The organism is Nakamurella multipartita DSM 44233 (genome assembly GCF_000024365.1).
GTDB lineage: Bacteria > Actinomycetota > Actinomycetes > Mycobacteriales > Nakamurellaceae > Nakamurella > Nakamurella multipartita.
In genome coordinates, this window is the sequence record NC_013235.1 from 1811434 (window position 1) to 1835432 (window position 23999).

General features: G+C 71.5%; 27 protein-coding genes and 1 riboswitch. Of the genes, 9 read left to right on the forward strand and 18 right to left on the reverse strand.

Annotated features, from left to right (window positions below):
• Positions 1-28: 28 nt before the first annotated feature.
• The 14 genes from NAMU_RS29135 to NAMU_RS08260 all read right to left on the reverse strand — a co-directional run bounded on the left by NAMU_RS29135 (position 29) and on the right by NAMU_RS08260 (position 11478).
• Positions 29-1060 (reverse strand): hypothetical protein, encoded by a 1032-nt coding sequence (locus tag NAMU_RS29135; protein WP_138180018.1) that lies wholly within the window; start codon positions 1058-1060, stop codon positions 29-31.
• 691 nt (positions 1061-1751) lie between these two features.
• Entirely contained in the window at positions 1752-2099 is a 348-nt protein-coding gene (locus tag NAMU_RS29140) for a hypothetical protein (protein ID WP_138180020.1), read from the reverse strand.
• 302 nt (positions 2100-2401) lie between these two features.
• Positions 2402-2896, reverse strand: a complete 495-nt coding sequence (locus tag NAMU_RS08205; protein WP_015746938.1) for a pilus assembly protein TadG-related protein — start codon at positions 2894-2896, stop codon at positions 2402-2404.
• Positions 2893-3384, reverse strand: coding sequence for a hypothetical protein (locus tag NAMU_RS08210; protein ID WP_015746939.1), 492 nt, complete (start codon positions 3382-3384; stop codon positions 2893-2895). Before NAMU_RS08210 ends, NAMU_RS08205 begins: the two co-directional genes overlap by 4 nt.
• The gene (locus tag NAMU_RS29820; protein WP_281023809.1) at positions 3381-3788 is read right to left on the reverse strand and encodes a TadE/TadG family type IV pilus assembly protein; all 408 of its coding nucleotides are present in this window, start codon (positions 3786-3788) and stop codon (positions 3381-3383) included. The genes NAMU_RS08210 and NAMU_RS29820 overlap by 4 nt, the downstream gene beginning before the upstream one ends.
• Entirely contained in the window at positions 3767-3994 is a 228-nt protein-coding gene (locus NAMU_RS29825; protein WP_015746941.1) for a hypothetical protein, read from the reverse strand. The genes NAMU_RS29820 and NAMU_RS29825 overlap by 22 nt, the downstream gene beginning before the upstream one ends.
• A 39-nt stretch (positions 3995-4033) precedes the next feature.
• Positions 4034-4969, reverse strand: a complete 936-nt coding sequence (locus NAMU_RS08225) for a type II secretion system F family protein (RefSeq protein WP_015746942.1) — start codon at positions 4967-4969, stop codon at positions 4034-4036.
• Entirely contained in the window at positions 4966-5820 is an 855-nt protein-coding gene (locus NAMU_RS08230) for a type II secretion system F family protein (RefSeq protein ID WP_015746943.1), read from the reverse strand. The genes NAMU_RS08225 and NAMU_RS08230 overlap by 4 nt, the downstream gene beginning before the upstream one ends.
• Positions 5821-6099: 279 nt before the next feature.
• A complete protein-coding gene (locus NAMU_RS08235; protein WP_138180022.1) occupies positions 6100-7206 on the reverse strand; it encodes a zinc metalloprotease in 1107 nt (368 codons plus the stop codon).
• Positions 7207-7412: 206 nt separating this feature from the next.
• The gene (locus NAMU_RS08240; protein WP_041368594.1) at positions 7413-8249 is read right to left on the reverse strand and encodes an LLM class flavin-dependent oxidoreductase; all 837 of its coding nucleotides are present in this window, start codon (positions 8247-8249) and stop codon (positions 7413-7415) included.
• Positions 8250-8309: 60 nt separating this feature from the next.
• Positions 8310-8831 (reverse strand): GyrI-like domain-containing protein, encoded by a 522-nt coding sequence (locus NAMU_RS08245; protein WP_015746946.1) that lies wholly within the window; start codon positions 8829-8831, stop codon positions 8310-8312.
• 51 nt (positions 8832-8882) lie between these two features.
• Complete coding sequence (gene dinB, locus NAMU_RS08250; protein ID WP_015746947.1) at positions 8883-10106, reverse strand: DNA polymerase IV; 1224 nt, start codon at positions 10104-10106, stop codon at positions 8883-8885.
• A 45-nt stretch (positions 10107-10151) separates the two neighbouring features.
• A complete protein-coding gene (locus NAMU_RS08255) occupies positions 10152-10571 on the reverse strand; it encodes a VOC family protein (protein WP_015746948.1) in 420 nt (139 codons plus the stop codon).
• A gap of 85 nt (positions 10572-10656) precedes the next feature.
• Entirely contained in the window at positions 10657-11478 is an 822-nt protein-coding gene (locus tag NAMU_RS08260) for a helix-turn-helix domain-containing protein (protein WP_015746949.1), read from the reverse strand.
• Between the two features lie 121 nt (positions 11479-11599).
• Here NAMU_RS08260 and nhaA point away from each other — a divergent pair, with 121 nt between their 5' ends.
• The 6 genes from nhaA (at position 11600) to NAMU_RS08290 (ending at position 16939) form a co-directional block, all read left to right on the forward strand.
• A complete protein-coding gene (nhaA, locus tag NAMU_RS08265; protein ID WP_015746950.1) occupies positions 11600-12898 on the forward strand; it encodes a Na+/H+ antiporter NhaA in 1299 nt (432 codons plus the stop codon).
• Positions 12899-12909: 11 nt separating this feature from the next.
• Positions 12910-13698: a dimethylargininase gene (gene ddaH, locus NAMU_RS08270; RefSeq protein WP_015746951.1), complete on the forward strand. Its 789-nt coding sequence runs from the start codon at positions 12910-12912 to the stop codon at positions 13696-13698.
• Positions 13699-13809: 111 nt separating this feature from the next.
• The gene (dhaK, locus tag NAMU_RS08275) at positions 13810-14811 is read left to right on the forward strand and encodes a dihydroxyacetone kinase subunit DhaK (protein WP_015746952.1); all 1002 of its coding nucleotides are present in this window, start codon (positions 13810-13812) and stop codon (positions 14809-14811) included.
• Between the two features lie 4 nt (positions 14812-14815).
• The gene (gene dhaL / locus NAMU_RS08280; protein ID WP_015746953.1) at positions 14816-15472 is read left to right on the forward strand and encodes a dihydroxyacetone kinase subunit DhaL; all 657 of its coding nucleotides are present in this window, start codon (positions 14816-14818) and stop codon (positions 15470-15472) included.
• Entirely contained in the window at positions 15469-15891 is a 423-nt protein-coding gene (gene dhaM, locus NAMU_RS08285) for a dihydroxyacetone kinase phosphoryl donor subunit DhaM (RefSeq protein ID WP_015746954.1), read from the forward strand. Before dhaL ends, dhaM begins: the two co-directional genes overlap by 4 nt.
• A 10-nt stretch (positions 15892-15901) precedes the next feature.
• On the forward strand, positions 15902-16939 hold the full coding sequence (locus NAMU_RS08290; protein ID WP_015746955.1) for an aminoglycoside phosphotransferase family protein: 1038 nt from the start codon (positions 15902-15904) through the stop codon (positions 16937-16939).
• Positions 16940-16945: 6 nt separating this feature from the next.
• On the opposite strand, the gene NAMU_RS08295 is transcribed toward NAMU_RS08290, so the two are convergent.
• Positions 16946-17290 carry a BlaI/MecI/CopY family transcriptional regulator gene (locus NAMU_RS08295; RefSeq protein ID WP_015746956.1) on the reverse strand — a complete coding sequence of 115 codons (345 nt, stop codon included), beginning with the start codon at positions 17288-17290 and terminating at the stop codon, positions 16946-16948.
• Positions 17291-17452: 162 nt separating this feature from the next.
• Here NAMU_RS08295 and NAMU_RS08300 point away from each other — a divergent pair, with 162 nt between their 5' ends.
• The 3 genes from NAMU_RS08300 to NAMU_RS08310 are packed head-to-tail and all read left to right on the forward strand — an operon-like array spanning position 17453 to position 21205.
• Positions 17453-18553 (forward strand): iron ABC transporter substrate-binding protein, encoded by a 1101-nt coding sequence (locus NAMU_RS08300; RefSeq protein WP_015746957.1) that lies wholly within the window; start codon positions 17453-17455, stop codon positions 18551-18553.
• Positions 18553-20100: an ABC transporter permease gene (locus NAMU_RS08305; protein WP_015746958.1), complete on the forward strand. Its 1548-nt coding sequence runs from the start codon at positions 18553-18555 to the stop codon at positions 20098-20100. The genes NAMU_RS08300 and NAMU_RS08305 overlap by 1 nt, the downstream gene beginning before the upstream one ends.
• Entirely contained in the window at positions 20081-21205 is a 1125-nt protein-coding gene (locus NAMU_RS08310; RefSeq protein ID WP_015746959.1) for an ABC transporter ATP-binding protein, read from the forward strand. Before NAMU_RS08305 ends, NAMU_RS08310 begins: the two co-directional genes overlap by 20 nt.
• On the opposite strand, the gene NAMU_RS08315 is transcribed toward NAMU_RS08310, so the two are convergent.
• The 3 genes from NAMU_RS08315 to NAMU_RS08325 form a co-directional block, all read right to left on the reverse strand.
• Positions 21178-21960: an ABC transporter ATP-binding protein gene (locus NAMU_RS08315; RefSeq protein ID WP_015746960.1), complete on the reverse strand. Its 783-nt coding sequence runs from the start codon at positions 21958-21960 to the stop codon at positions 21178-21180. The two genes, NAMU_RS08310 and NAMU_RS08315, sit on opposite strands and share 28 nt — an antisense overlap.
• Complete coding sequence (locus NAMU_RS08320; protein WP_015746961.1) at positions 21953-22819, reverse strand: ABC transporter permease; 867 nt, start codon at positions 22817-22819, stop codon at positions 21953-21955. Before NAMU_RS08320 ends, NAMU_RS08315 begins: the two co-directional genes overlap by 8 nt.
• Positions 22816-23898: an ABC transporter substrate-binding protein gene (locus NAMU_RS08325; protein WP_015746962.1), complete on the reverse strand. Its 1083-nt coding sequence runs from the start codon at positions 23896-23898 to the stop codon at positions 22816-22818. Before NAMU_RS08325 ends, NAMU_RS08320 begins: the two co-directional genes overlap by 4 nt.
• Positions 23892-23986, reverse strand: a riboswitch (TPP riboswitch). Its footprint overlaps the gene before it by 7 nt.
• Positions 23987-23999: the final 13 nt, after the last annotated feature.

Here is a 23999-nt window from a genome sequence, read left to right on the forward strand (position 1 = left end):
CCACCTGCGCCTATGAAGTAGCGGCGCGTCAGCCGCCTGGGCCATCGACGAGGACCGTGCGGTATTCACCGATCTCCAGTGCATCGTTGCTTGTCGCGGACAGAGTGGTCCCGCCCGTCACTCCGGTGTTGGACTGCCAGGTGACGGTCCAATTGGATGTGGCGGTGATGGGCCAGGTGCCGGTGCCGCTGGTGCGTTCCTTCGTGGAGCGCCAGCTATACATGTGCCCGCAGGGCGGCTCGGCTTTCCAGTCGTAATTGGCTGGCGGGGGCGTGCCTGTGCCTTGGCAGGTCAGCGTTACCGGCGGTCCATCGGCATAAGGACCGCCGGTCGCCGCCGGCTCGCCAAGGGACCATGTGACGGAGGACAAACTGGCTGTCGCAGTCACCGAGATCCCACCAGCAGCGGCAGTAGCCGTGAGAGGTCCGGGATCGTCAATCCAGAGCCAGGTCCACAGATTAACGGCCAGTTTCGACCGGTCGGGGCCGACGCTGATTGGCGGTGGGGGCACTGTCAGTTGTCGAATCGCACGTTGCGCAAGCACTGCGGGATCAGGTGGGGGTGGCGGTGCGATCACGCCATTCGGAAAGAACTGATAGACAACTGGTCGTCCTTCTAGGTTCCCGGGTGCCCCCGCAGTTCCAGGGCCGAGAATCGGGCAACTCTTCCAGCGAACCTCACCGTCAGCAGCCGAGTGCCCATCCCAAGCTGGATTATTGGGATCCAGCGGAGCGGCGAGACTCGCCCATCCGCACCACTGATCAGACTGATTTTGCCCGAGCCCTGTCATTGGATCAGCGGGCGATTCTTGCCCGCCTTGGCCATTGCTTGCCCGTACGCTGGAAGACGAGCTAGAAGCGTCCCCGGCCAGTTTTTCGAGCGCGTCTACAAACAGCGTGATGGTGTCGGCGGCACTCCCCCCGTTGCCCAAACCTGCGGTTGCCTTCGCGCCATCGTTAGTGCCGTCCTGATCGGTGTCGCCATCTGGAGCGTTGAATCCGGCAAGGTCGGAGCGGGCATGCCCGGCTGGCCCCTGAAGGCCAGGAATACTCAGCGCCAAGAGGGTGAGCGTAACTGCTATTCGTATCAACACGGAACGTTTTCCACATACTGAAGTGTTTGCACTCTCCACACTCCGTCTGGCCCGCGAACGAGTCCGGCTTGGGCGTGATTTCCGGCAATTCCAACCGTGCGCTTCTTGCCTGTCGCGACGTATAGTGAGCCAAACCCGGTCTGATCCTGACAGTCTTGGATTACCGCGGAGGCGCCATCGGCCGAGAATTCGATACTGTACGGGTCCAAGACGACGGAACCATAATTGTCGAGGCCCTGAGCTTCAAAGTCAGACGCGTCCTTTAGAACGCGACTTTTCAGTGGATCAACACTGACTGAGTCAAGTGCGGCGGCGCGATCCTGGCCAGGAGTTCGTACGATCTCTGCGTAAACTCTCCAGAATGCTGCCCACTGGGCTTCGATTGCGGCACGATCGGCAGCCTGTGGAGCAGCCGGGTCGGACGAGGTCGCGATAGGCGTCGACGGCTCAGCGACACTGGGCGTGGGGTTTGAGTCGCTGGATGATGGCAGCGCACTGCTGGGGTCGATCACTGACGCGCTTGCGGTAACTGACGTGCTGGGTGGGGAGGCCTGTCCGTCGGCTGAGTTGGAGGTGCATCCAGATGCGGCGAGCATGACAACCCCGACTACGCAGGCTGTCCGGAGAGATGCGGAGATTTTCATATTGCAAGACCTCTCTAGCAGACTTCGTCGGAAAGGTGGCCGAAGGTCTGAACACGCCAGATGTCGTCGTACCCTCGGATGAACTCGGCTTGAAGATTGTTATTCGATACTCCAATGGAGCGTCTTTGACCGGTGGCGACCCAGACGGACCCGTACCCGCTTTGGTCCTTGCAGTCGCGCATCACGGCGACCGATCCTTGACCTATGGGCTGGGTCCAGTAGGGATGCTGCACAACGGATCCGAAGTAGTCTATGCCTTCCTTGTCAAATTTCTCGGCCGCTCCAAGAATCTGCGATTTGATCGGCTCCACCGCTACTTCATCGAGACGGTCGCCTCTTTGCTCGCTTGGTGTTCGCACCATATTGTTGTAGACCTGCCAGAATCTCGCCCACTGTGCTTCGACGGCTGCACGGTCAGCAGATTCCTGCCGGGAAGTTGTGGAGGGTGCGGATGTCGATGGCGAAGGGTCGATCGCACTCGCCGGTAAGCTGGCTCGACCAGCTGAACCTGTTCGGGCAGACGATGGTCCTATTGCTGGTGAACTCACACCGACAGACTTCTCCGCGGACGACGACGGACCCTCGGCAGCGCTGGACGCGCATCCGGCGATGAGGACGAGAGTCCACGCGCAGACTCCGCCGGCGCGGACATGCCCACGGAGGGTCATATCAAGGTCCCTTCCGTCGGGGATGTGGTGCTTGGCGCTTCCATCGTCAAGGACGCACCAAGGCGTCGGATCGGTTGGCTGGTGGATGTCACGGTTCGGGTCAGGGTGGGTGAGCCGAAGAGGGCGCCGAAGGTGATGGGTGCTTGGTTGGTGCAGCGTGCGCTGATGGTGTTCTGGCCGACGGTGATCACGGCACCCACGTCGGGCCCGCGGACGCCGAGGTACTGATTGGCGGCGGCGATAGGGTCGGCCACCCGCACTCCGGCCGCTGACGATCGGGCGGGGTCGACGGCCCCGACCGCGGCCGCGACGGCACCGTCGCACAGGCGTTGCAGCCGCTGTCCGGACAGGAATGCCGACCCGGCCGCGGTCACGCCCGCGGTCAGGATCAACAGGCACACGAACATCCCGATCACCAACGGCGTGATCGACCCGCGATCCCGTTCCGCCTCGGCCTCCACGGGGAGCGGCGCCCCGCGCTCCGGCGTCATTGGCTCTCCCGGAAGTCGCCGACGTGCAGGGTGAAGACCCCGCTCACGGTGTTCCGGCTCCCGCTGATCGCGGTCGGCACCCCCGGCAACGACACCACGGCGACCACGCAGACGTCGTAGACGGCGCCGGCCTGCAGGGTCGGGGTGATCTCGGGCGAGTTCACGCAGTCCGCACCGACCGGCACGAACCGCAGGTCCATCCCTTCGGCGGAGACCTTCTGGTCCTGCAGCGCCAGCCGGGCGATCTCCTCGGCTCGGGCGACGCCGACGGCGGTGGTCGGCGCGAAGTCCATGATCCGGCCGGCGTCGCGCGCCCCCTGGGACACGGCGAACGTCGCCGACTGGATGCGCAGCACCGTGATCAGGATGTAGATCGTCGGGATCAGGATCAGCACGGCCAGGAAAATGACCTCGATCAGCGCGCGGCCCTCGTCGGCGGGCTCGTCGGGCCTGGCCAACCGGCCGCGCCACCGCCGCAGCCGCGTCATTCGACCGTCTCCTTGGCCGAATGGCCGGTGACCTCGATCGCCGGCATCACTCCGTTGAGCAGCCCCACGATCCCCGGTGCGTCCATCGTGCAGGTCACCGTCACCAGCAGGCCGTCGGCCCCGGACGTGCACCGCAGCGACGACCGGGTGCCGCCGACCACCCCGTCGCCGAGCTGGGCGGCGACCTGCTCGGTGGTCACCGCACCGGTCACGTCGTAGTTCGCCGCGGCCCGTGCCGCGTCGGCCGCGGCCGAGGTCAGCACCGTGCGGGCGTAGGCCCACAATCCGATCGAGAGCAGGGCCAGGAACAGCAGCAACAGCAGGACCAGCACCAGGGAGAACTCGGCGACCGACGATCCGCGGTCGCGGTCGCGGTCAGGGGTCAGCCGGCCCCGGTGACCGATTGGAACGCGTTCTGCACGGCGTTGATGACCTGCTCGCGGAAGACCGCCAGCAGCGCGATCACCACGATCGCGGTCATGACGGTGATCATCACCCAGCCGGGCACGTCCCCGCGGTCGCGGTCCTCGTCGTCCGGGGGGCTCAGCCGGGCCAGCATGGTCACGGTGAGCGCGGTCATCCATGCCGTCGCACGGCTGATGGGTGTCATGGGGGCCTCCAGGCTGATTCGGGTGGGTGGTCATGAACGTCACTGGGCCACCGTCGTGATGGCCAGCAGTCCGGGGTAGAGGGCGAAAAGAATGGTGATCGGCAGCACCAGGAAAACGACGGGCACCATCATGGCGATTTCTTTACGGCCGCCGGATTCGAGCAATTGCCGTTTCGACAGGGCGCGGACGTCGGCCGCCTGCGCGCGGAGCACGTCGGCCAGCGGGGTGCCGCGCTCGATGGCGACGGCCATCCCGTCCAGGAACCGGGCCAGCGGCTCGAGCCGGGTGCGGTCCCGCAGGTGGGTCAGGGCGGTCAGGAACGGGGTGCCGGCCCGGGTTTCGGCGAGGACGCCGCTGAGCTGGCTGACCAGGGGACCGTGCGCGAGCTTGGTGACCCGGTCCAACGCGCCGGTCGGGCTTTCGCCGGCGGTGACCGACAGCGCGAGCATCTCGGCGATCACCGGGAACTCGGCGATGATCTCCTCTTCCTGTTTGCTGACCGCCTGGGTGAGCCACCAGTCGCGGCCCAGGACGCCGGCGGCGGCCGAGACGACGATCAGCAGCAGCAGGATGAACGGGTTGGACTGGCCCAGGACGACGGCGAGCAGCCCGATGCCGGCGCCGGCGGCGGCGCCGAGGGAGCCCCACACGACCTGTTCGATCCGGAACTGGTCGACGGTCAGTGGCGAGCTGATGGCGGTGAGCCGTCGCTCCACCGAGCCGCGCCCGCCCATGATCTTGTCGACGAAGCGGACGGCGTCGCGCAGCAGCGGCGCGGCCAGCCGGCCGAGGGTGCTGCGCGGGCCGGGCGCGGACCCGGCGAGCAGGCGGGACTGGCCGCCGGCGTCGGCGACGTAGGGGGCGATGCGGTCGGACAGGGTCGGCCGGCGCAGCGGCGGGGTGGCCAGGATCGCCATCAGCAGGCCGGCCGCGGCCAGCGCGCCGAGGATCCCGCCGAGCAGCGCCGGGCTCATCGCAGCACCCGCCGATCCTCGGGCAGCCGGCCGATCCTGATCATCAGCCGGTAGGCGATGAAGGACAGGACGGCCCCGGCGATCAGGATCACCGTGCCGGTGGGGGTGTCGTAGGCCTGCAGCGTCTCGCGTTGGGTGGCCAGCAGGATCAGCACCAGCCACGGCGCCGCCACGGCCATCCGCGCCGCGTTCACCGACCAGGACTGACGGGCCAGCAGCTCCGCGCGGGTACGGGCGTCATCGCGCAGGAATCCGGACAGGGTGGACAGCAGCCGGCCCAGATCGGTGCCGCCGACCTCCCGGGCCACCCGCAGGGACTCGATCACCCGGTCACCGACCGGGTCGGCCAGGGTCGCCTTGAGCCGGTCCAGGGAATCGTTGAACCGTCCGGTCGTCCGGTAGTCGGCGCCGAACTGCTTGAACGGGTCGCGAAGCTGCTCGGGCCCGCGGTCGCCGATCGCGGCCAGCGCCTCCGGCAGGGACAGGCCGGCGCGCACCCCGGAGGTCAGGTTGTCGACCACCTCCGGCCAGAGCTCGCGCAGATCCGCCTGCCGTTTGTGCCGCAGCCGGGACACCATCAGCGCGGGCACCGCGGCCGCGAAGATCGCGAAGATCAACGAGACGCTGACCGACTGGGTCAGGGTCAGTCCCAGCAGGCCGACGAGCACCGCCGACAGCGCCTGCAGCCCGAATAGCTGAACCGGGGAGATGCCCGGCAGGCCGGCCTGAAGCAGGTGCTCGCGGGTGCGTTCGAACGGCACCTTTCGCGGTCGGGTCGATTCGGTCGCGGACAGGCCGTGCCAGATCAGCAACAGGCCGACGCCCAGCATCAAACCGAGAAACGCCCCCACGCACGTGCCTCCCCTCCGCGTTCTTGCGGCGCGATCGGGTGACGATACCTATCCGGGAGGGGTGGGCCGAAATTTACTTTGCGTGATGTGGATAACTCATGATCAATTGTCCGGAGAAGCGATCGGGAAGATCACGGGGGACCGCTCGGAGCGCACTCGCAACGAATTTGACCAGCCCCGACGGGTGTCGATCCGGGGTGGCCAATGGGTCGACCGGGTGAATCCGGGGGGCGGCGCAGGCCGTCGCTCGGTGACGGTGCGCCACGAACGGAGCTTTCCTCAGGCCGGGCCCCAGACGCTCAGCTTGGCCGCCAGCGATCCGGGGAAGACCTCCTTGCCCCAGACCTCACCGATCTTCTCGAACGGCACCAGGTTGTCGTGCACGTGGGCGCCCTTCCCGGAGCCGATGGCGACCGGGTCCAGCCCCATGCCGCCGCCCATGATCGAGCCGTATTCGGCCTGGTTGACGCCATAACAGACGCCGTCGCCAGCGCAGCGGACGTGTTGCAGTCCCATGGCGTGGCCGAATTCGTGGGCCGAGGTGATCTGCTGGCTGCTGACCTTGCTGTGGTCCGGGTGCTCCAGGCTGGTCGGCTTGAGGTCGTTGTCGCCCACCTGCAGGGCGCCCGATCGAGCGTTCGCACCCGGCTCCATTCGTTGGTTGACGTTCGAACGCACATTGGCGGTGGCCCCGTAGACCTTGAACGAGATGTGCTCACCGCTGTCCACGAGTTGCACCGAGACCTTGGTGGCGAAGGCCGGCACGGCGAGACCTTTGGTGACCGGTTTGACCGACCCGGTACCCGACCAGGCCGATTCGATGACCGATTTCATCTTCGGTCCGAACTGTTTGAAGGCGGGAATGTTGTTTTTCTCCCAATCCTTGGTGCCGACCGGGTCGCCGCTGTAAGTCTGGCCTTCGACCATTTCCACCTTGATCCGCATGATCAGGGTGATGGTGCCGGTGCTGGGGTCGACCAGGGCGTCGAACCGGTTGTCGAACTTGGTGCGGTCGAAGGTGCGGACGGTCGCCGGCGCGCCGACATAGCGCATCAGGTCGTCGATCTGGTCCAGCGGGAGGGCGACCAGCTCGGTGGCGTTGGCACTGGCGAACGCCGCCCAGTTCCCCTTGTTCTGCACCGCCCGGATGGCCAGGATCAGCCGTGGGCCACCGACGAACTGCGCCGCCGGCTCGTCCGCGCGGACCGGTGGCGGCAGCGCCGCCACCGATGGCAGCAGCGCGTACATGGCCTGCCCCTGGATGGCGGCCAACGCTTTCTCGTGGTCCTGGTCGCGTTGCACCACGGTTCGCTGCAGCGCGCGGGTCACCGAGGCGTTGCCGGCGAGCCGCTGCAGGCCGACCAGTTGCCGGGATCGGCTCCCCACGTCCCGACCCGCCGTGGCCACTACCGGCGGGAGGTCGGGGCGGTCGGCGCTCGGCCCCCGGATCGGCCCCGCTCGGGCCGGCGCGGGCTCCGCTCGGGTCGCCCGCACCGATTCCATCCTCGGAAATCTAGGCGCCGGCCGGCGCGGGGCCCAGGCCCCGCGGCCCGCCCGATGGGGACGCCCCGCTGCCCCTTCGGGCACCGGATTCACGGCCGCGGTGGTCCGGCCTCGATCCGCCGCCGGTGCCGGTCGACCGCGTCGGCACCCATCGACCAGTCGGACTCGACCCAGTAGGTGGCGCCGGCGTCCACCCATTCGCGGGCCGTCGCGTCCCCGGCCGCCCCGGGTTCGCTGACTCCCTCGGCGACCACCTGGTAGCCGTCCCAGGGCAGCCCGGCCTCGGCCCGCAGCGGCCGGACCGCGGCCACTACGTCGGCCAGGTCGGCCGGGCCGAACGGCGTCTCGGCCGCGTACCCGACCTTGGTGGCCAGCAGGCCGTCCCACCGCGCGGCCCGGCGCAACGACCTGGTCGCGGGGTATGCGCCGACGACCCAGACCGGCACTCGGGGCTGCTGGATCGGCGCCGGCGGCGGCATGAAGTCGGTGGGGTGGACCTGGTAGTGCGTGCCGGTGTACTCGAACGGCTGGCCGCGCATCAGCCCGTCGTAGACGGCCAGGCCCTCGTCGAGCTTTTCCGCCCGCACCTTGCGACCCTCGTCCCGTTCGAACGCCAACCAGCCCTCGTGCAACGCGCCCATCCCGACCGCCAGCTGGACCCGGCCGCCGGAGAGCGCATCGAGGGTGGCCGCCCGCCCGGCCAGGTCCCACGGCCGGATCCGGGGCAGCGGGGTGAGCATGGTGCCCAACCGGATCCGCTCGGTGACCATCGCCGCCGCGGTCAGCGTCACCCAGGCGTCCTGGCCCCACACGGCCTCCCAGGTGAAGATCGCGTCCCACCCGGCGGCCTCCGCCTCCACCGCCAGGTCGGCGAACTCCCGGGAGCTGGCCGCACTGATCACGATTCCTGTCTGCAGGTTCGTCATGGCCGGCAGGGTGTCACAAACCTCCGACAGTGCCCTGAAAAGCGGGCGCCGCACGGCGGCTCAGTCGGCCAGCTTGATCGCCAGTTCGGTGCGGTACCGGTTCGGGTCGGTCTCCAGGCGCGGGTCGGTCAGGTAGATCTCCAGCCGGGCGGTCCACCGCTCCAGACCGTCCTCGGTCTCCATGTCCAGGCGCAGCTCCTGCTCGCTCGCCCAGGCCAGCAGGCGCTCGGTGGCCGCGCGCAGACCGTCGAACGAGCCGACGTGGGTCAGGCCGGCGTACCGGCCGGCCGGCAGGTGCCCGGACTCGACCGTGAACGGCAGCACGTGCTCGGGCAGCTCGGCGCCGTCCGGCACGGGCACCCCGACCTGCAGTGTCATCGCATCCCCGCGCAGGTCCAGGTACCGGAAGAAGGGTGCGCCGGTCGGGGTGATCCCGCGGCTGATCAGCGCCCCGACGAGCTCCGGGATGCGGTCGGCGATCTGCGCGATGGTCGCTGTGCTCACGCCGGTGGTGGTGCCGACGAAGGGCACGGCGGGGCGGTCCTGCAGGTGTGGCTCGGCGCCGGTCTCGGAAGTGGTCATGGCTCATTGGACCGCAGCGCGCCGGACAACTCAGCGCCGAGCGAGGAATTCTCAGTCGGGCAGGATCGGCATGGCGGCCCGCTGCTCGCGGCCGACCAGCACGCCCCGGGTCAGCGAGGCGGCGCCGAAACGTTCCCGGATGCCGTCCATCGCCGTGTCCAGGGCGGCGTCCCGGACCGGGGCCGACCGGGCCCCGAACGGCAACTCCAGCTGACCGTCCTCGTCGTCCAGGTTGCCCACCGCGATGCCGAGCAAGGTGAGCCCGCCGCGGTCCCGGATCAGCGGCCGGGCCGTGGCCACCAGGTCCCGTACCGCCTCCAGGATCACCGGGGTCTGCGCCGTGGGCCGGGCCAAGGTGTGGGACCGGCTGGCCCGGGTGAAGTCGTCGAAGCGCAGGCGCAGCATGACCGTGCGGCCCTCGCGGCCGGCCTTGCGCATCCGGCCGCCGACCCGCTCGACCAGCGCGATGACGATCGCGTCGATCTCGGCCAGCGAGTGCTGGCCCCGGCCCATCGCGTGCTGCGAGCCGATCGACCCCCGCCGCTTGCCGACCTGGACGGCGCGCGGGTCGTGATTGTGCGCCAGCGCGTGCAGGTGCCGGCCCGACCCCTGACCCAGCGCGGTGAGCAGGGTGGCCTCGTCCAGCCCGGCGACCTGACCCACCGTGGTCACGCCCAGGGCGTGCAGCTTGGCCGTGGTCTTGGGGCCGACGCCCCACAACCGCTGCACCGGCAAGGGATGCAGGAACTCCAGCTCCCGGTCCGGTTCGACCACCAGCAGCCCGTCCGGCTTGGCCACCCCGCTGGCCACCTTGGCCAGGAACTTGGTGCGGGCGACGCCGACGGTGATCTTCAGGCCGACCCGCTCGAGCACGGCGGCCCGCAGCCGGGCGGCGATCTGCGCCGGCTCGCCGGAGACCCGGCGCAGCCCGCCGACGTCCAGGAACGCCTCGTCGATGGACAGGCCCTCGACCAGCGGCGTCGTGTCCCGGAACACCTCGAACACGTCGTGGCTGGCCCGGGTGTAGGCCTTGAACCGGGGCTCGACGACGACCGCGTCCGGACACAGGGCCAGGGCCTGCCGGCCGCCCATCGCGGTCCGTACCCCCATCGCCTTGGCCTCGTAACTGGCGGCGAGCACGACGCCGCCGCCGACGATGACCGGGCGACCCTGCAGCGTGGGGTTGTCGCGCTGCTCGACCGAGGCGAAGAAGGCGTCCAGGTCGGCGTGCAGGATCGACGCGTCCGTCCTGGTCCCGCTGATGCGCACGAACACATGTTCGCATGCCGGCGGCGCGCTGTCGAGGGCGGCGCGCCCGGCTCAGCCGCCCTGGGCGCCCGGGTAGCTGCCCACGCTCCAGGCGTTGCCCTCGGGATCGAGGAAGGCGAACTCGCGGCTGCCGTAGTCGGTCTCGGCCAGTTCGCGCAGCACCGTCCAGCCGGCCGCGGCGACCCGGGCGGCGACGCCGGCGACGTCGTCGGTGGACAGGTAGGCGGTGCCGGTGCCGGGACCGCCGGCCGATCCGGACCAGCGCGGCTCGGTCGGCTCGGAGCCGAACATGATGCCGCCGCCGTCCGGCCAGAGCAGTTCGGCGTGCGCGATCGGCCGGTCCGGACCGCCGGGGTGGACCACCGATTCGGTGAATCCGACCACCTCGGTCAGGTAGCGGACCGCGGCCTCGGCGTCGCGGTAGGACAGGGTGGGCCAGGCCCCGGGGCGGGTGGTGGTGGGTGCGTTCATGCCGCCGACTCTGCCAAGTCGGTCGCCCGCCGTCTTGGAGAAATGTGACCTGCCGACCGCCGGATGCCGGGCCGGACCCGGTGGGTCAGTGGTCGGCCAGCTCGGCGGCCATCCATTGCCGCGGGGTGCAGCCGGCGAACTCCCGCCACTCCGCGGTCAGGTGGGACTGGTCGGCGTAGCCACTGTCCTGCGCGATCCGGCCGAGCTCCCCGGCCCGACCGATCATCAGCCGGCGGGATCGCTGGAACCGGGCCAGCCGGGCGAGATCCTTGGCGCCGACGCCGATCTCCGCGCGCAGCCGCCGGGTCAGGTGGGCCCGCGACCAACCGACGTCGCGGGCGACGTCGCCGATCCGGGCCCGGCCGTCGCTGCCCACGATGAGCCGCCAGGCGCGGGCCAGCTCCCGCGGGGCGGGTGAGGCCGCGGCGGCCCGGGTGCGCTCGCGCAGCCACCCGTTGACCGCGGCCACCGCGTCCGGCCCGGTCGGATCCGCGGCCAGCCGCTCCGTCAGCCCGGCCAGCGGGCCGACGACGTCCCCGACCTCGAGCACCTCGTCGGTGAGCGCCGCGGCCGGCACCCCGAAGACGGCCCGGGCGGCGAGCGGATGCACGGCCAACTGGATGCCGCGTTGAGCGGAGGTCGGGGCGTGCGGGAGCCGGCGGGGCAACAGCACGGCCCGGGTGTGCAGGCCGCCCAACGGGATCCGGAACGCGCCCTCCCGCCGGCCCGCGGGGGACGGGACGTGGATCGGCAGCGGCCCGGACAGCGAGAACACCAGGGTCAGGTAGGGGCTGGGCAGGCCGCGATGCTCACCGGGCTCGGCGGCCATCCGGTAGCCGATCATCGTCCGGACCGCGCCGGCCGCCTCGGGCGGGGCGGCCAGCGCGACCAGCGCCTCATCGGCCATGGTCCTCGCCCCCTCAGCTGGTCACGGTCGCGCCTCCGGTAACCGTTACGGTATCCCTGTTCACCCGGCGTCTCCGGGTCGATGGAGCGCCGGGAAGCCTGGTCGGCAGAAGGGTTCCCCTATGCCGTCATCCGACGACACCTCGTTGTTCTCACCCGGCTCCTGGTCGGAGAACAGCCGGCTCGCGCAAGTCCTGCGCCGCGAAACGGTCGGCGGTGCGCTGCTGCTGGCGGCCGCCGTCATCGCGCTGGTCTGGGCCAATTCGCCCTGGTCCGCGGGCTACTACGCGATGCTGGACTTCGTCGCCGGGCCGGAGCTGCTGCACCTGAACCTGTCCCTGGAAACCTGGGCGGCGGACGGTCTGCTGGCCATCTTCTTCTTCGTCGCCGGGCTGGAGCTCAAACGCGAGTTCGTGGCCGGCGACCTGCGGGACCGGCGTCGCGCGGCCGTGCCGGTGTTCGCCGCGGTCGGCGGCATGGTCGTGCCGGCCATCGTCTACCTGGCCTTCGCGGCCGGCAGCGGACCTAAGGGTTGGGCGATCCCGACCGCCACCGACATCGCCTTCGCCCTGGCCGTGCTGGCGGTGATCTCGACCCACCTGCCGTCGACCCTGCGCACCTTCCTGCTCACCCTGGCCGTGGTCGACGACCTGCTGGCGATCATTGTGATCGCCGTCTTCTACACCGACGAGCTCAACCTGCTCTACTTCGGGCTGGCGTTGATCCCGCTGGCCGGGTTCGGGTTGCTGGTGCAGCGCCGGATCAGCCATTGGTACCTGCTGCTGCCGCTGGCCGTGGCCACCTGGACGCTGGTGCACGCCTCCGGCATCCACGCCACGGTGGCCGGCGTGCTGCTCGCCTTCACCGTGCCGGTGCGGCCCGGCCGGGCGGCCAAGGACCCGGACGGACCGGGGCTGGCCGAGCACTTCGAGCACCTGATGCGGCCGATCTCGGCCGGGATCGCGGTGCCGCTGTTCGCGTTGTTCTCGGCCGGGGTGAGTTTGGGTGGCTGGTCCGGCTTCACCTCGGCGCTGACCGACCCGATCGCCCTGGGCATCATCGCCGGCCTGGTGGTCGGCAAGCCGATCGGCATCGTCTCCGCCACCTTCCTGACCAGCAAGATCACCCGCACCCCGCTGCAGGCGGGGTTGACCTGGCCGGACGTGACCGGCGTGGCCATCCTGGGCGGCATCGGGTTCACCGTGTCCCTGCTGATCGGCGAGCTGGCATTCGCGGCCAATCCGGAGGCCGACGACCACGTCAAGATCGCGGTGCTCACCGGGTCGCTGGTGGCCGCGGTGCTGGCCGCGGTGGTGCTGCGGTTGCGCAACCGCCGCTACCGGCGGCTGTGGGAGGAGGAGAACCGGGACGACGACCAGGACGGGATCCCGGACATCTATCAGCACCGAGAGCGCGAGTAGCCTCGCGCAGCGTGACCACTGCACCCCGTCGAGCCCTCGTCCGTGCCCCCTCGCCCCGGTTGGCGCAGGGCCTGCTCACCCACCTGGACCGGGTACCGGTGGACGCCGAGCTGGCCGTGCGGCAGTGGTCGGACTACACCCGGGCGCTGACCGAGGCCGGCTGGGACACCGTCGAGGTGCCGGCCGCCCCCGAGTGCCCGGACGGGGTGTTCGTCGAGGACACGGTGGTGATGATCGGCGGGACCGCGGTGATCACCAGCCCCGGCGCCGACGAACGCAAGCCGGAGACGATGGGCACCTCGGTCACGGTGCGCGCCCTGGGCTACCCGACCGCGACGCTGGACGCGGGCACCCTGGACGGCGGGGACGTACTCAAGATCGGCCGCACCGTCTACGTCGGCCGGACGCTGCGCACCAGCGCGGAGGGCATCGCGTCGCTGCGGCGCATCTGCGAGCCGCTCGGCCACCGGGTGGTCGCCGTGCCCACCACCAAGGTGCTGCACCTGAAGTCCGCGGTGACCGCGCTGCCCGACGGCACCGTGATCGGCTACGAGCCGCTGGTCGACGACCCCGGGTTCTGGCCGCACTTCCGGCCGATGCCCGAGGAGGGAGGCTCGCACGTGGTCGACCTGGGGGAGGGGCGGCTGCTGATGGCCGCCTCCGCACCCCGCTCGGCCGAGCTGATCGCCGACCTGGGCTTCACCCCGATCCCGGTCGACATCTCCGAGTTCGAGAAGCTGGAGGGGTGCGTGACCTGCCTGTCGGTGCGGGTGCGGCACGCCCCGGACGGCGAGAGCTGACGCTGTGGTCGCCGGTGGTCGGCACACCGTCACCGCAGTGGCACGGGCCGGCTTCCCGGGGCAAGATGCGGCGGGGCAGAGTAGCCCCGTACTCGCACCGAGAGGATCCTCGTGAAGAAGATCATCAACGACCCGACCACCGTCGTCACCGAGGCCCTCAAGGGCGTCGCGCTGGCCCACGCCGATCTGGTCACCGTCCACCATGACCCCGACTTCATCACCCGGGCCGATGGCCCGATCCAGGGCAAGGTCGCCATCGTCTCCGGCGGCGGGAGCGGGCACGAGCCGCTGGCCGGCGGGTACGTGGGCCCGGGCGGCCTGGACGCCGCCGTCCCCGGCGCCGTGTTCACCTCGCCCACCCCGGACCAGATCCTGGCCGCGACCCAGGCCGCCGACGGCGGCGCCGGGGTGGTGCACCTGGTGCTCAACTACACCGGCGACATCCTGAACTTCGAGACCGCCGCCGAACTGGCCGACGCCGAGGACATCAACGTTCAGGCCGTGGTCATCGACGACGACGTCGCGGTCAAGGACTCCACCTGGACCGCCGGTCGCCGCGGCGTGGGCGGGGCCATCCCCTGGTACAAGATCACCTGTGCGGCGGCGGCCCGGGGCGACGACCTGGACGCCGTGGTCGCCATCTCCAAGCGCGTCGTGGCCAACGTCCGCACCATGGGCATGGCGCTGACCCCGTGCACCGTGCCGCACTCCGGCGAGCCGTCCTTCACGCTGGCCGAGGACGAGATGGAGATCGGCATCGGCGTGCACGGCGAGCCCGGCCGGGAGCGGACCAAGCTCACCTCGGCCAACGAGATCGTCGCCACCCTGCTGGGGTCGGTCGTCGAGGACCTGCCCTTCGAACGGGGCGACAACACCCTGCTGTTCGTCAACGGCATGGGCGGCACCCCCTCGATCGAGCTGTACCTGGCCTACAACGCGGCCCGGGAGTTCCTGGCCGAGCGGGGCATCGAGGTCACCCGCTCGCTGGTCGGGAACTACTTCACCTCGCTGGAGATGCAGGGCATGTCGATCTCCCTGCTCAAGCTGGACGACGAGCTGACCGAACTGTGGGATGCGCCCATCAACACGGCCGCCATGCGCCGGGGAGTGTGAGCCGATGAGTGAGGCCGACCGGACCAGCTGTGACGCGGCCGGGGTGGTGGCGGGGATCCGCGCCGTCGCCGCGACCATCGCCGAGCACAAGGTGGAACTGACCCGGCTGGACCGGGACATCGGCGATGGCGACCACGGCGAGAACATGGCCCGCGGGTTCACCGCGGTCCTGGCCAAGCTGGACGCCGGCGAGCCGGACACCCCCTCGGCCGTGCTCAAACTGGTGGCCTCGACGCTCATCTCGACCGTCGGCGGGGCGGCCGGACCGCTCTACGGGACCGCGTTCCTGCGGGCCTCGACCGCGGTCAAGGAGGCCACGACGCTGGACCCGCAGGCGATCGTCACCGCGCTGACCGCCGGCCGGGACGGCGTCGTCGCCCGGGGCAAGGCCGAGCTGGAGGACAAGACGATGGTCGACGCGCTCACCCCGGCGGTGAACGCGGCCCGCGCGGCGGCCGACGCCGGCGGCGACGTCGCCGCGGTGCTCCGGGCGGCGGCCAACGACGCGGCCATGGGGGCCGCGGCGACCATCCCGCTGCAGGCCCGCAAGGGTCGGGCCAGCTACCTGGGCGCGCGTTCGATCGGGCATCAGGACCCGGGGGCGACCAGCACCGCATACCTGCTCGAGGCGCTGGCCGCGGTCGCGGAGAAGGCGCCGTGACGGTCGGCATCGTGCTGGTCTCGCACAGCGCCCAGCTGGCCGCCGGGCTGGCCGAGGTCGCCGCGCAGATGGCCCCGAACGTGGCCATCTGCCCGGCCGGCGGGTTGGAGGACGGGGCGATCGGCACGTCGTTCGACCTGATCGCGGCCGCGATCGAGCGGGCCGACACGGGCGACGGGGCGATCCTGCTCTACGACCTGGGCAGCGGGTACCTCACCGCCGAGACGGCGGTGGAGTTCCTGGAGGACGAGCAGCGCGCGCGGGTGGTGATCGTGGACGCCCCGTTCGTGCTGGCGGCGGTGTCCGCCTCGATCGCCGCCAACGTCGGGTCGGACCTGCGAGGCGTGGTCGACGCGGCCCTGCAGGCCCGGACGGCCAACGGCCCGGGCGGGGTGCGGTCGGTCGACGAGCTGGTCTGACCGGCCCGCGGTGACGATCGGCCCGGGTGCGTTCGGCACCGCCGTCTGGTCCTCACCCGGGTGGCAGGCGGCCGCCCTGGCCTGGCTCGACGAGCGGCTGGCGGCGGCCGGCATCACCCGGACCGGTGCCGCCGAGCATCCGCACGTGCGGGCCTGGGCGACCGCGGTCCGGGTGCCGACCGATCACGGTGACTACTGGCTCAAGGCCTGCGGGCAGGACACCGCGTTCGAGGTACCGCTGTACCGGGTGCTGGCCGAGCTGGTCCCGGGTGACGTGCTCGCGCCGCTGGCCGCCGACCCGGCCCGCGGCTGGATCGTGCTGCCCGACGGCGGGCGGGTGCTCGGCGACCAGCTGGCCGGCGCCGACCTCGCCCGGGCCCTGGGTGCGGCGCTGGTCCAGTACGGGCGGCTGCAACGGGCGCTGATGCCCGGGGTGCCGCGGATGCTGGCCGCCGGCGTCACCGACATGCGGCCGCCGGCGATGCTCGACGCCTTCGACCGGGCCCTCGCCCTGACCCGGCGCGATCTCGACGCCGGCGAGCCGGACCGGGACCGCGAGCGCCGGCACGCTCAGATCGCCGCGGCCCGGGACGAGGTGGCCGGCTGGTGCGCCGCGCTGTCCCGCTCGGCGCTGCCGGCGAGCCTGGACCACAACGACCTGCACCCGCGCAACATGTTCTGGGATCCACGAGCCGGACGGGCCCGGTTCTTCGACTGGGGCGACGCGGTGATCGCGCACCCGTTCGCGGCCATGCTGGTGCCGCTGGCCATGGTGCGCGAGCTGCTCGGCGGGGTGCCCGCCGCCGCGCCTTTTCGGGCGATCCGCGACGCCTACCTGCAGGTGTTCGCCGACCTGGCCCCGACCGAGGACCTGCCGGCGACGCTGGAGACGGCCTGCCGGGTGGCCAACATCGCCCGGGCGCACACCTGGGACCGGGCCGTCGGTGCGGCCGCCCGGCAGGGCGACCCGATGGCCGCCCGGTTCCGGTTCGCCGCGCTGGACACCCTGAGTGCGGTGCTGGACGCGGACTACCTGACCGTGGGTTGATCGCGGTCAGGGCTGGTTGAGCAGCCGGGACAGGACCTGCTCGTCGTCGGGGGACAGCGCGCGGACGAAGCGGGCCAGCACGGCGGCGTGATCGTTGCCGGCCATCGCCCGGTGCATGGCCGCGGCCACCTGCGCGGCCGGATCGGTGACCGCGGCGTAGGCGTACCCGCGACCCTGCGGCGTGCGCACCGCGCCGCCCTTGTCGGCCAGCCGGGACAGCACCGTCATCACGGTCGTGTAGGCCAGGTCCTGGTCCAACCGGTTGCGGACCTCACCCGGCGTCAGCGGATCGGCGGATGCCGTCAGGATCTGCAGGATCTCCCGCTCCAGGCGTCCGGGACCGCGTCGCATCCTCTGTTCCCTCCCCGCCGCCGGTCGCCGCCGGCCGTGCGCGTCACATCGTACGAGGCCGGACGAGCGGGCCGAGCCGGTACGGACTACTACACGGCGTGTAGTACGGTCGGGCTGTTGCTCAGGCAACCCTTACCTAACTACCACCTGACGGGGAGTGCGATGCGCGTCTTGACCCACCGCCCACGAGGACGCCGGCTGCTGCAGGCGGCCGGCGCGATCGGCCTGGCCGCCCTCCTGGCCGGTTGCGCCTCCAGCTCGACCGGGGCGGCCGGATCGGGCACGGCCAGCTCCACCGCCGGGTCGGCGTCCGCCGCACCGAGCGAGACCGGCGGCACGCTGGTGGTCTACTCCGGCCGGAACAAGGACCTGATCGGCCCGCTGTTGGATCAATTCAGCGCGCAGACCGGGGTCGCGGTCGAGTTCCGCGCCGGTGATTCCGGCGAGCTGGCCGCCCAGCTGCTGACCGAGGGCGACGCCTCCCCGGCGGATGTCTTCTTCTCCCAGGACGCCGGCGCCCTGGGCGCGGTCGCGCAGGCCGGCCTGTTCACCTCCCTGCCGGCGGCGACGGTCGAGGCGGTTCCCGCGGCCTACGCCGCGACCGACGGCAGCTGGGTGGGCGTGTCCGGGCGGGCCCGGGTGATCGTCTACAACCCGACGCTGGCGCCGAACCCGCCGGACACCATCGACGGGTTGCTGGACCCGCAGTGGAAGGGCCAGATCGGGTTCGCCCCAACCAACGCGTCCTGGCAGGCGTTCGTCACCGGGCTGCGGGTGCTGCGCGGGGAGGACGGGGCCCGGCAGTGGCTGACCGCGTTCGCCGCCCAGGAGCCCAAGGCCTACGAGCGCAACGGGGCGGTGCGCGACGCGGTGAACAGCGGCGAGATCGCCCTGGGCCTGGTCAACCACTACTACCTGTACGAGAAGATCGCCGCCGACGGGGCGGACGCCGTGGTCGCCCAGAACCAGTACCTGGCCGCGGGCGACCCGGGTGGGCTGCTGAACGTGGCCGGGGTCGGCGTCCTGGCCTCCGCGCCGCACGCCGAGCAGGCCCAGGTCTTCGTGGACTACCTGCTCTCGCCGGCCGGCCAGGAGTACTTCGCAGCCAAGACCAAGGAGTTCCCGCTGGTGCCGGGCACCGCCGCGGCCGCCGAGGTGCCGCCGCTGAGCGAGCTGAGCCCGCCGCAGATCGACCTGTCGCAGCTCAGCTCGCTGGAGCAGACCCAGCAGCTGCTGTCCGAGGTGGGGTTGCTGACCCGGTGATGCGCACCGCGGTGGGCCGGCGGCCACCCTGGCCGCTGGTCACCGCCGCCGGCCTGATCACCCTGATCACCCTGGTGCCGGTGCTCTACCTGGGCGAACGGGCCGTCGACCGGGGCTGGGCGTTCGTCATCGACGAGCTCGTCCAGGCCCGGACGGCGGCCCTGGTCGGCCGCAGCCTGGCCCTGGTCGGCGTGGTCACCGCAGCCTGTGGCCTGCTCGGCACCGCCCTGGCGGTGCTGGTCACCCGGACCGACCTGCCCGGCCGCCGGCACTGGTCGGTGCTGCTGGCCCTGCCGCTGGCCGTGCCCAGCTACGTGGCCGCCTACATCTGGATCTCCGAGTTCCCCGGGCTGGCCGGCTTCTGGGGGGCCGCGATCGTGCTGACCATCGTGTCCTACCCCTACGTCTTCCTGCCGGCGGTCGCCGCGCTCTCCCGGCTGGACCCGGCGCAGGAGGAGGTGGCCCGCTCGCTGGGTCGTTCCGGGGCGGCCGTGCTGTTCGGGGTGACGCTGCGCCGGGCCCGCGCGGCCATCGCCGCCGGCTGCCTGCTGGTCGCCCTGTACGTGCTCAGCGACTTCGGGGCCGTGGCCACCATGCGCTACGAGGCCTTCACCTGGGTGATCTATGGCGCCTACCGGGCCGGGTTCAACCCCTCCCGGGCGGCCATCCTGGCCATGGTGCTGCTGTTCTTCGCGGTGCTGCTCATCATCGCCGAGGCCCTGGCCCGCGGCCGGGCCTCGGCCTACCGGGTCGGCGCCGGCGTGGCCCGGCCGGCCCCCTTGATCCGCCTGGGCCGGGCCGGCCGCGGGGTCGCGTTCGCCACGGTCGGCGTGGTGCTGGCCGCCGGCCTGCTCTTCCCGCTGGGCACCCTGCTGCTGTGGGTGTCCCGCTCGGTGCGGGCCTCGATCGACCTGGCCGAGCTGGCCGCCGCGTTGAGCGCCTCGATCGGCTACTCGCTGGCCGCCGCGGCCGTCACCCTGGCGATGGCCGTGCCGGTCGCGCTGCTCGCGGCGCGCTACCGTGGGCCGGCGGTCAGCGTGATCGAGCGCACGACGTTCCTGACCCATGCCTTGCCCGGCATCGTGGTGGCCGTCGCCGGCGTGTACCTGGGAGCGCGGGTGCTGCGGCCGTTGTACCAGAGCTCGCCGATGCTGGTGCTGGCCTACGTGGTGCTGTTCCTGCCGCTGGCCGTCGGATCGATCCGGGCGGCGGTGGAATCGTCCCCGGCGCGGTTGGAGGAGGTGGCGGTGTCGTTGGGTCGCTCGTCCCCCCGGGCGTTCTTCGCGGTGACCGCGCCGCTGGCCGCCTCCGGCATGGCCGCCGGCGCCGCGCTGGTGTTCCTGGCCACCATGAAGGAGCTGCCGGCCACCCTGCTGTTGCACCCGACCGGGACGCAGACGCTCGCCACCGGACTGTGGCAGTACACGACGGTCAGCGACTACGGCCGAGCCGCGCCCTACGCGGCCGCGCTGGTGCTTTTCGCCGCCGTGCCGACCGCGATCCTGGGTCGCTGGAGTGGACGGGCGGGTGAGATCCGTGGTCATTGAGCAGTTCTCGGCCCGAGCGCGCGGGCGAGGGGCGCTGCCGCATCCGGTGGTCGCCGGGGCCGACGGCGGCCTGGTCGTGCAGGGGTTGAGCAAGTCGTTCGGCCGGCAGCGAGTGCTCACCGACGTCGCCCTGACCGTGCCGCCCCGATCGATCACCGCCGTCCTGGGCCCGTCCGGCTGCGGCAAGACGACGATGCTGCGGATCCTGGCCGGATTCGAGACGGCCGACGCCGGGGTGGTCCGGCTGGCCGGCCGGGAGCTGCTCGGGCCGGGCGCCTGGGTGCCGCCCCAGCAGCGCCGGATCGGCCTGCTGCCCCAGGAGGGCGCGTTGTTCCCGCATCTGACGGTCGGCGGCAATGTCGGCTTCGGCCTGCCGGCCGGCCGGGACCGGGCCGCCGCCGTCGCCCGGTGGCTGGAGCTGGTCGGGTTGCCGGGCACCGAGTCCCGGCGGCCGGAGGAACTCTCCGGGGGGATGCAGCAGCGGGTCGCGCTGGCCCGGGCACTGGCCGCCGACCCGGCGCTGATCCTGCTCGACGAGCCGTTCTCGTCGCTGGACGCGGCGCTGCGGGCCAGCGTGCGCGAGGAGATCGCCTGGGTGCTGCGCGACGCCGGCACGACGGCGGTGCTGGTCACCCACGACCAGGGCGAGGCGCTCTCGTTGGCCGACACCGTGGTGCTGCTGCTGGACGGGCGGGTGGCGCAGATCGGCCCGCCGGCCCAGCTCTACCACCGGCCGGCCACGCTGGCCGCGGCCGCGTTCGTGGGGGAGATCGTGGAGCTGGCCGGTACCGCGCGGGCCGGCCGGATCGACTCGGCCCTGGGTCACCGCCCGGCCCGGCTGCCGGTGCCGGACGGGCCCGTCGTGGTGGCCCTGCGGCCCGAGCAGGTCACCCTGCACGACGCGGCGACCGAGGGCGGCATCCGCGCCCAGGTGATCGAGCACCGCTACTTCGGACCGGACACGGTCATCCGGGCCCGGCTGGCCTCCGGCGAGGTGGTCGCCGTGCGCAGCCCCGGCTACCAGCCGGTGGCGGCCGGGACCGCGGTCGAGCTGGCCGTCCGGGGGGACCTGCTGGCCTACCCGGCGCCGCGGGCCGGGGAGTGAAGCAGGTCGACCAGTTCTGCCTCCAGCGCGACGAACTCCGGGGCGGCGAGCAGGCCGACCTCGCGGGGACGGGGCAGCGGGACGGGCAGGTCGCGCACGATGCGGGCCGGTCGGGGGGAGAGCACCAGCACCCGGTCGGCCAGGTAGACCGCCTCCCGGATGTCGTGGGTGATCATCAGCACCGTCCAGTCGTGCTGCGCCCACACCCGCTGCAGCCAACCCTGTAGCTCGGTCCGGGTCAGCGAGTCCAGCGCGCCGAACGGCTCGTCCAGGGCGACGATGTCCCGGCCCTGTACGACGGTGCGCAGTAGGGCGGCCCGCTGCCGCATCCCGCCGGACAGCTCGGCCGGGTAGGCGTTCTCGAACCCGGTCAGGCCGAACTGGGCGAACAGCTCGGCCGCGCGCCGGCGGCCCTGGGCCCGCGGCACGCCCTGCACGTCCAGGCCGAGCACCGTGTTGTCCAGGATGGTGCGCCAGGGCATCAGCAGGTCGCGCTGCGGCATGAAGGCGCAATGGCCGACCGTGCCGGTGATGTCCTCGCCATCCAGTCCGACCCGGCCGGCGTCCGGCCGTTCCAACCCGGTCAGCACCGAGAACAGGGTGCTCTTGCCGCAGCCGCTGGGCCCGATGACGGCAACGAACTCCCCGCGGCGCACCGTGGCGGTGACCTCGTCCAGGACGGGCAACGGGCCGCTCGGGGTGGCGAAGCTCTTGGTCAGCCCGGTGAATCGCAGGCTGCCGGTCGGGTCAGCCACCGCCGGTCTCCCGGTGCGGACGGGACGCCCGCTGCCAGGGGCAGACCAGGCGCTCGAGAAGGAAGGTCAACGCGAACAGGGTGATCGAGATGATCGCCGTGACGCCGACCGCGGCGAGCACCAGGTCGGTGCGGAAGGAGTTCTTCTGCATGCTCATGTAGATGCCCAGACCGCTGGTGGCGCCGACGTACTCGGCGAAGATCGCGGCCACCACCGCGTAGGTGATGCCGATCCGCAGCGCGGTGAAGAACCGGGGCATGGCGCCGGGCAGCCGCAGGTACCGGAACTGCTGACCGCGGGAGGCGCCCATCGAGGCCAGCAGCCGCCCGGTCTCCCGGTCCGCGCTGGAGAAGCCCTCGATCAGCCCGATGGCCACCGGGAAGAAGGTGGTCAGGATGATCACCAGCACCTTGGGCAGCAGTCCGAAGCCGAACCAGATGATCATCAGCGGGGCGATCGCGATGATCGGCAGGGTCTGCGACCCGACCAGCAGCGGCACCAGGGCCCGGCGCAGCCACGGCACGAAGTCGACCGTGATGGCGACGGCCCAGCTCACCGCGAGCGAGACGGTGAACCCGACCAGGGTGACGCCCAGGGTGGCCAGGCCGTGCCGGGTCAGGTCGTCGCGGTTGAGCCAGCCCTGCTGCACCACCCGCAACGGCGAGGGCAGGATCTGCGGCCGGGCGTCGGTCAGCACCACCGCGAGCTGCCAGCCGACCAGCAGCAGCGCGACGATCAGGGCGGCCGGGCCGACCGTGGCCAGTAGCCGCCGGCCGCGGGACCGGGCGACCGGCCCGACCGGCGCCGCCCCCGCGGCGGCGACGCCGGCGCGGGGCAGCGATTCGGACCGAGCGGTCATGACGAGAGGTACTCGTCGGTGAACAGGGTCGAGTAATCCGGCTCGGCGGTCAGCGGGGCGCCGTCCGGGCCGATCAGCAGCCCGTTGTCGTAGAGGAACGAGCCGTAGGCCGCCCACTGGGCCTGCGTCTGCGGCCCGACCGTGCCGGTGTCGTTCTTCATGTATTTCGTGGCCAGCAGCTGCTGGCTCTCGGTGACCAGCGACTCGTCCGGGAAGGCCCCCGGGTTGGCCGCAATGAGCAGCGCGGCCGCCTCGTCCGGCTGGTCGGCGGCGAACTGGTAGCCGCGCTGCAGCGTCTGCACGAAGGCCTTGGCCACGTCCGGGTGCTCGGCCAGCCAGCTGCGGTTGCCGATGATCACCACCGAGTACGCGTCCGGGAAGCCGTAATCGGTGTACTTGAAGTACTTCATCGGCGTGCCGTTGTGCTCGGCCTCGATGCCCTCCCAGGCCAGGAAGGGGATGGTGAAGTCGACGTTGCCCGAGTACAGCGCCTCGTAGGCCGAGGTGCCCAGGGTGACGGTGGTGAACTCGCCCGTGCCGCCGTCGTCGCGGATGACCGTCTTGAGCAGCGGCTCCTCGGTCGGGCCGCCGAATCCGGCGTAGGTCTTGCCGTCCAGGTCCTTGGGCGAGTTCAGGTCGGTGCGGTCGGCCCGCACGCCGATCCCGGTGGCCCAGTGCTGTAGCACGGCCAGCACCGAGACGATGTCCGCGCCGGCGGCCTGGGCGACGGTAGTGCTGTCCTGGAAGCTGACGCCGAACTCGGCATTACCGGCGTCGACCAGGGTCTCGGGCAGGGCGGTGTTGTACGGCAGGATCTGCAGGTCGATGCCGGCCTGCTCGAACCAGCCCTGCTGCTGGGCCACGTACAGGCCGGTGTGGTTGGTGTTGGGGGTCCAGTCCAGCGCGAAACGGACCGCGGTCCGCTCGCCGGCCGGAGCCGATCCCGACCCGGACGCGGCCGCCGATGATGGCGTGCCGGTCCCGGATCCGGCGGACGCGCCCGAGGAGCAGGCGACGAGCGCGGTGAGCAGGACGAGCAGGGGTGCAACGAGCGATGCTCGCCGCAGGGGCGTGCGCATGGAAGCGACAATCCCTTCGCTAGTACGAACTAGATCAGGTTCAACGGGTTTTCTCTCAGCCCCGGTGGGGGCACCCCGTGTCGAGAGCCCACCCTACTCCA

Excerpts from the sequence above, each read along its gene's own strand:
- NAMU_RS29140 (WP_138180020.1), bottom strand. The coding sequence starts at position 2,099 with ATGGTGCGAACACCAAGCGAGCAAAGAGGCGACCGTCTCGATGAAGTA.
- NAMU_RS08205 (WP_015746938.1), bottom strand. The coding sequence starts at position 2,896 with ATGACGCCGGAGCGCGGGGCGCCGCTCCCCGTGGAGGCCGAGGCGGAA.
- NAMU_RS08210 (WP_015746939.1), bottom strand. The coding sequence starts at position 3,384 with ATGACGCGGCTGCGGCGGTGGCGCGGCCGGTTGGCCAGGCCCGACGAG.
- NAMU_RS29825 (WP_015746941.1), bottom strand. The coding sequence starts at position 3,994 with ATGACACCCATCAGCCGTGCGACGGCATGGATGACCGCGCTCACCGTG.
- NAMU_RS08225 (WP_015746942.1), bottom strand. The coding sequence starts at position 4,969 with ATGAGCCCGGCGCTGCTCGGCGGGATCCTCGGCGCGCTGGCCGCGGCC.
- NAMU_RS08240 (WP_041368594.1), bottom strand. The coding sequence starts at position 8,249 with ATGACGAACCTGCAGACAGGAATCGTGATCAGTGCGGCCAGCTCCCGG.
- NAMU_RS08245 (WP_015746946.1), bottom strand. The coding sequence starts at position 8,831 with ATGACCACTTCCGAGACCGGCGCCGAGCCACACCTGCAGGACCGCCCC.
- NAMU_RS08255 (WP_015746948.1), bottom strand. The coding sequence starts at position 10,571 with ATGAACGCACCCACCACCACCCGCCCCGGGGCCTGGCCCACCCTGTCC.
- NAMU_RS08260 (WP_015746949.1), bottom strand. The coding sequence starts at position 11,478 with ATGGCCGATGAGGCGCTGGTCGCGCTGGCCGCCCCGCCCGAGGCGGCC.
- nhaA (WP_015746950.1), top strand. The coding sequence starts at position 11,600 with ATGCCGTCATCCGACGACACCTCGTTGTTCTCACCCGGCTCCTGGTCG.
- dhaL (WP_015746953.1), top strand. The coding sequence starts at position 14,816 with ATGAGTGAGGCCGACCGGACCAGCTGTGACGCGGCCGGGGTGGTGGCG.
- NAMU_RS08295 (WP_015746956.1), bottom strand. The coding sequence starts at position 17,290 with ATGCGACGCGGTCCCGGACGCCTGGAGCGGGAGATCCTGCAGATCCTG.
- NAMU_RS08300 (WP_015746957.1), top strand. The coding sequence starts at position 17,453 with ATGCGCGTCTTGACCCACCGCCCACGAGGACGCCGGCTGCTGCAGGCG.
- NAMU_RS08305 (WP_015746958.1), top strand. The coding sequence starts at position 18,553 with ATGCGCACCGCGGTGGGCCGGCGGCCACCCTGGCCGCTGGTCACCGCC.
- NAMU_RS08320 (WP_015746961.1), bottom strand. The coding sequence starts at position 22,819 with ATGACCGCTCGGTCCGAATCGCTGCCCCGCGCCGGCGTCGCCGCCGCG.
- NAMU_RS08325 (WP_015746962.1), bottom strand. The coding sequence starts at position 23,898 with ATGCGCACGCCCCTGCGGCGAGCATCGCTCGTTGCACCCCTGCTCGTC.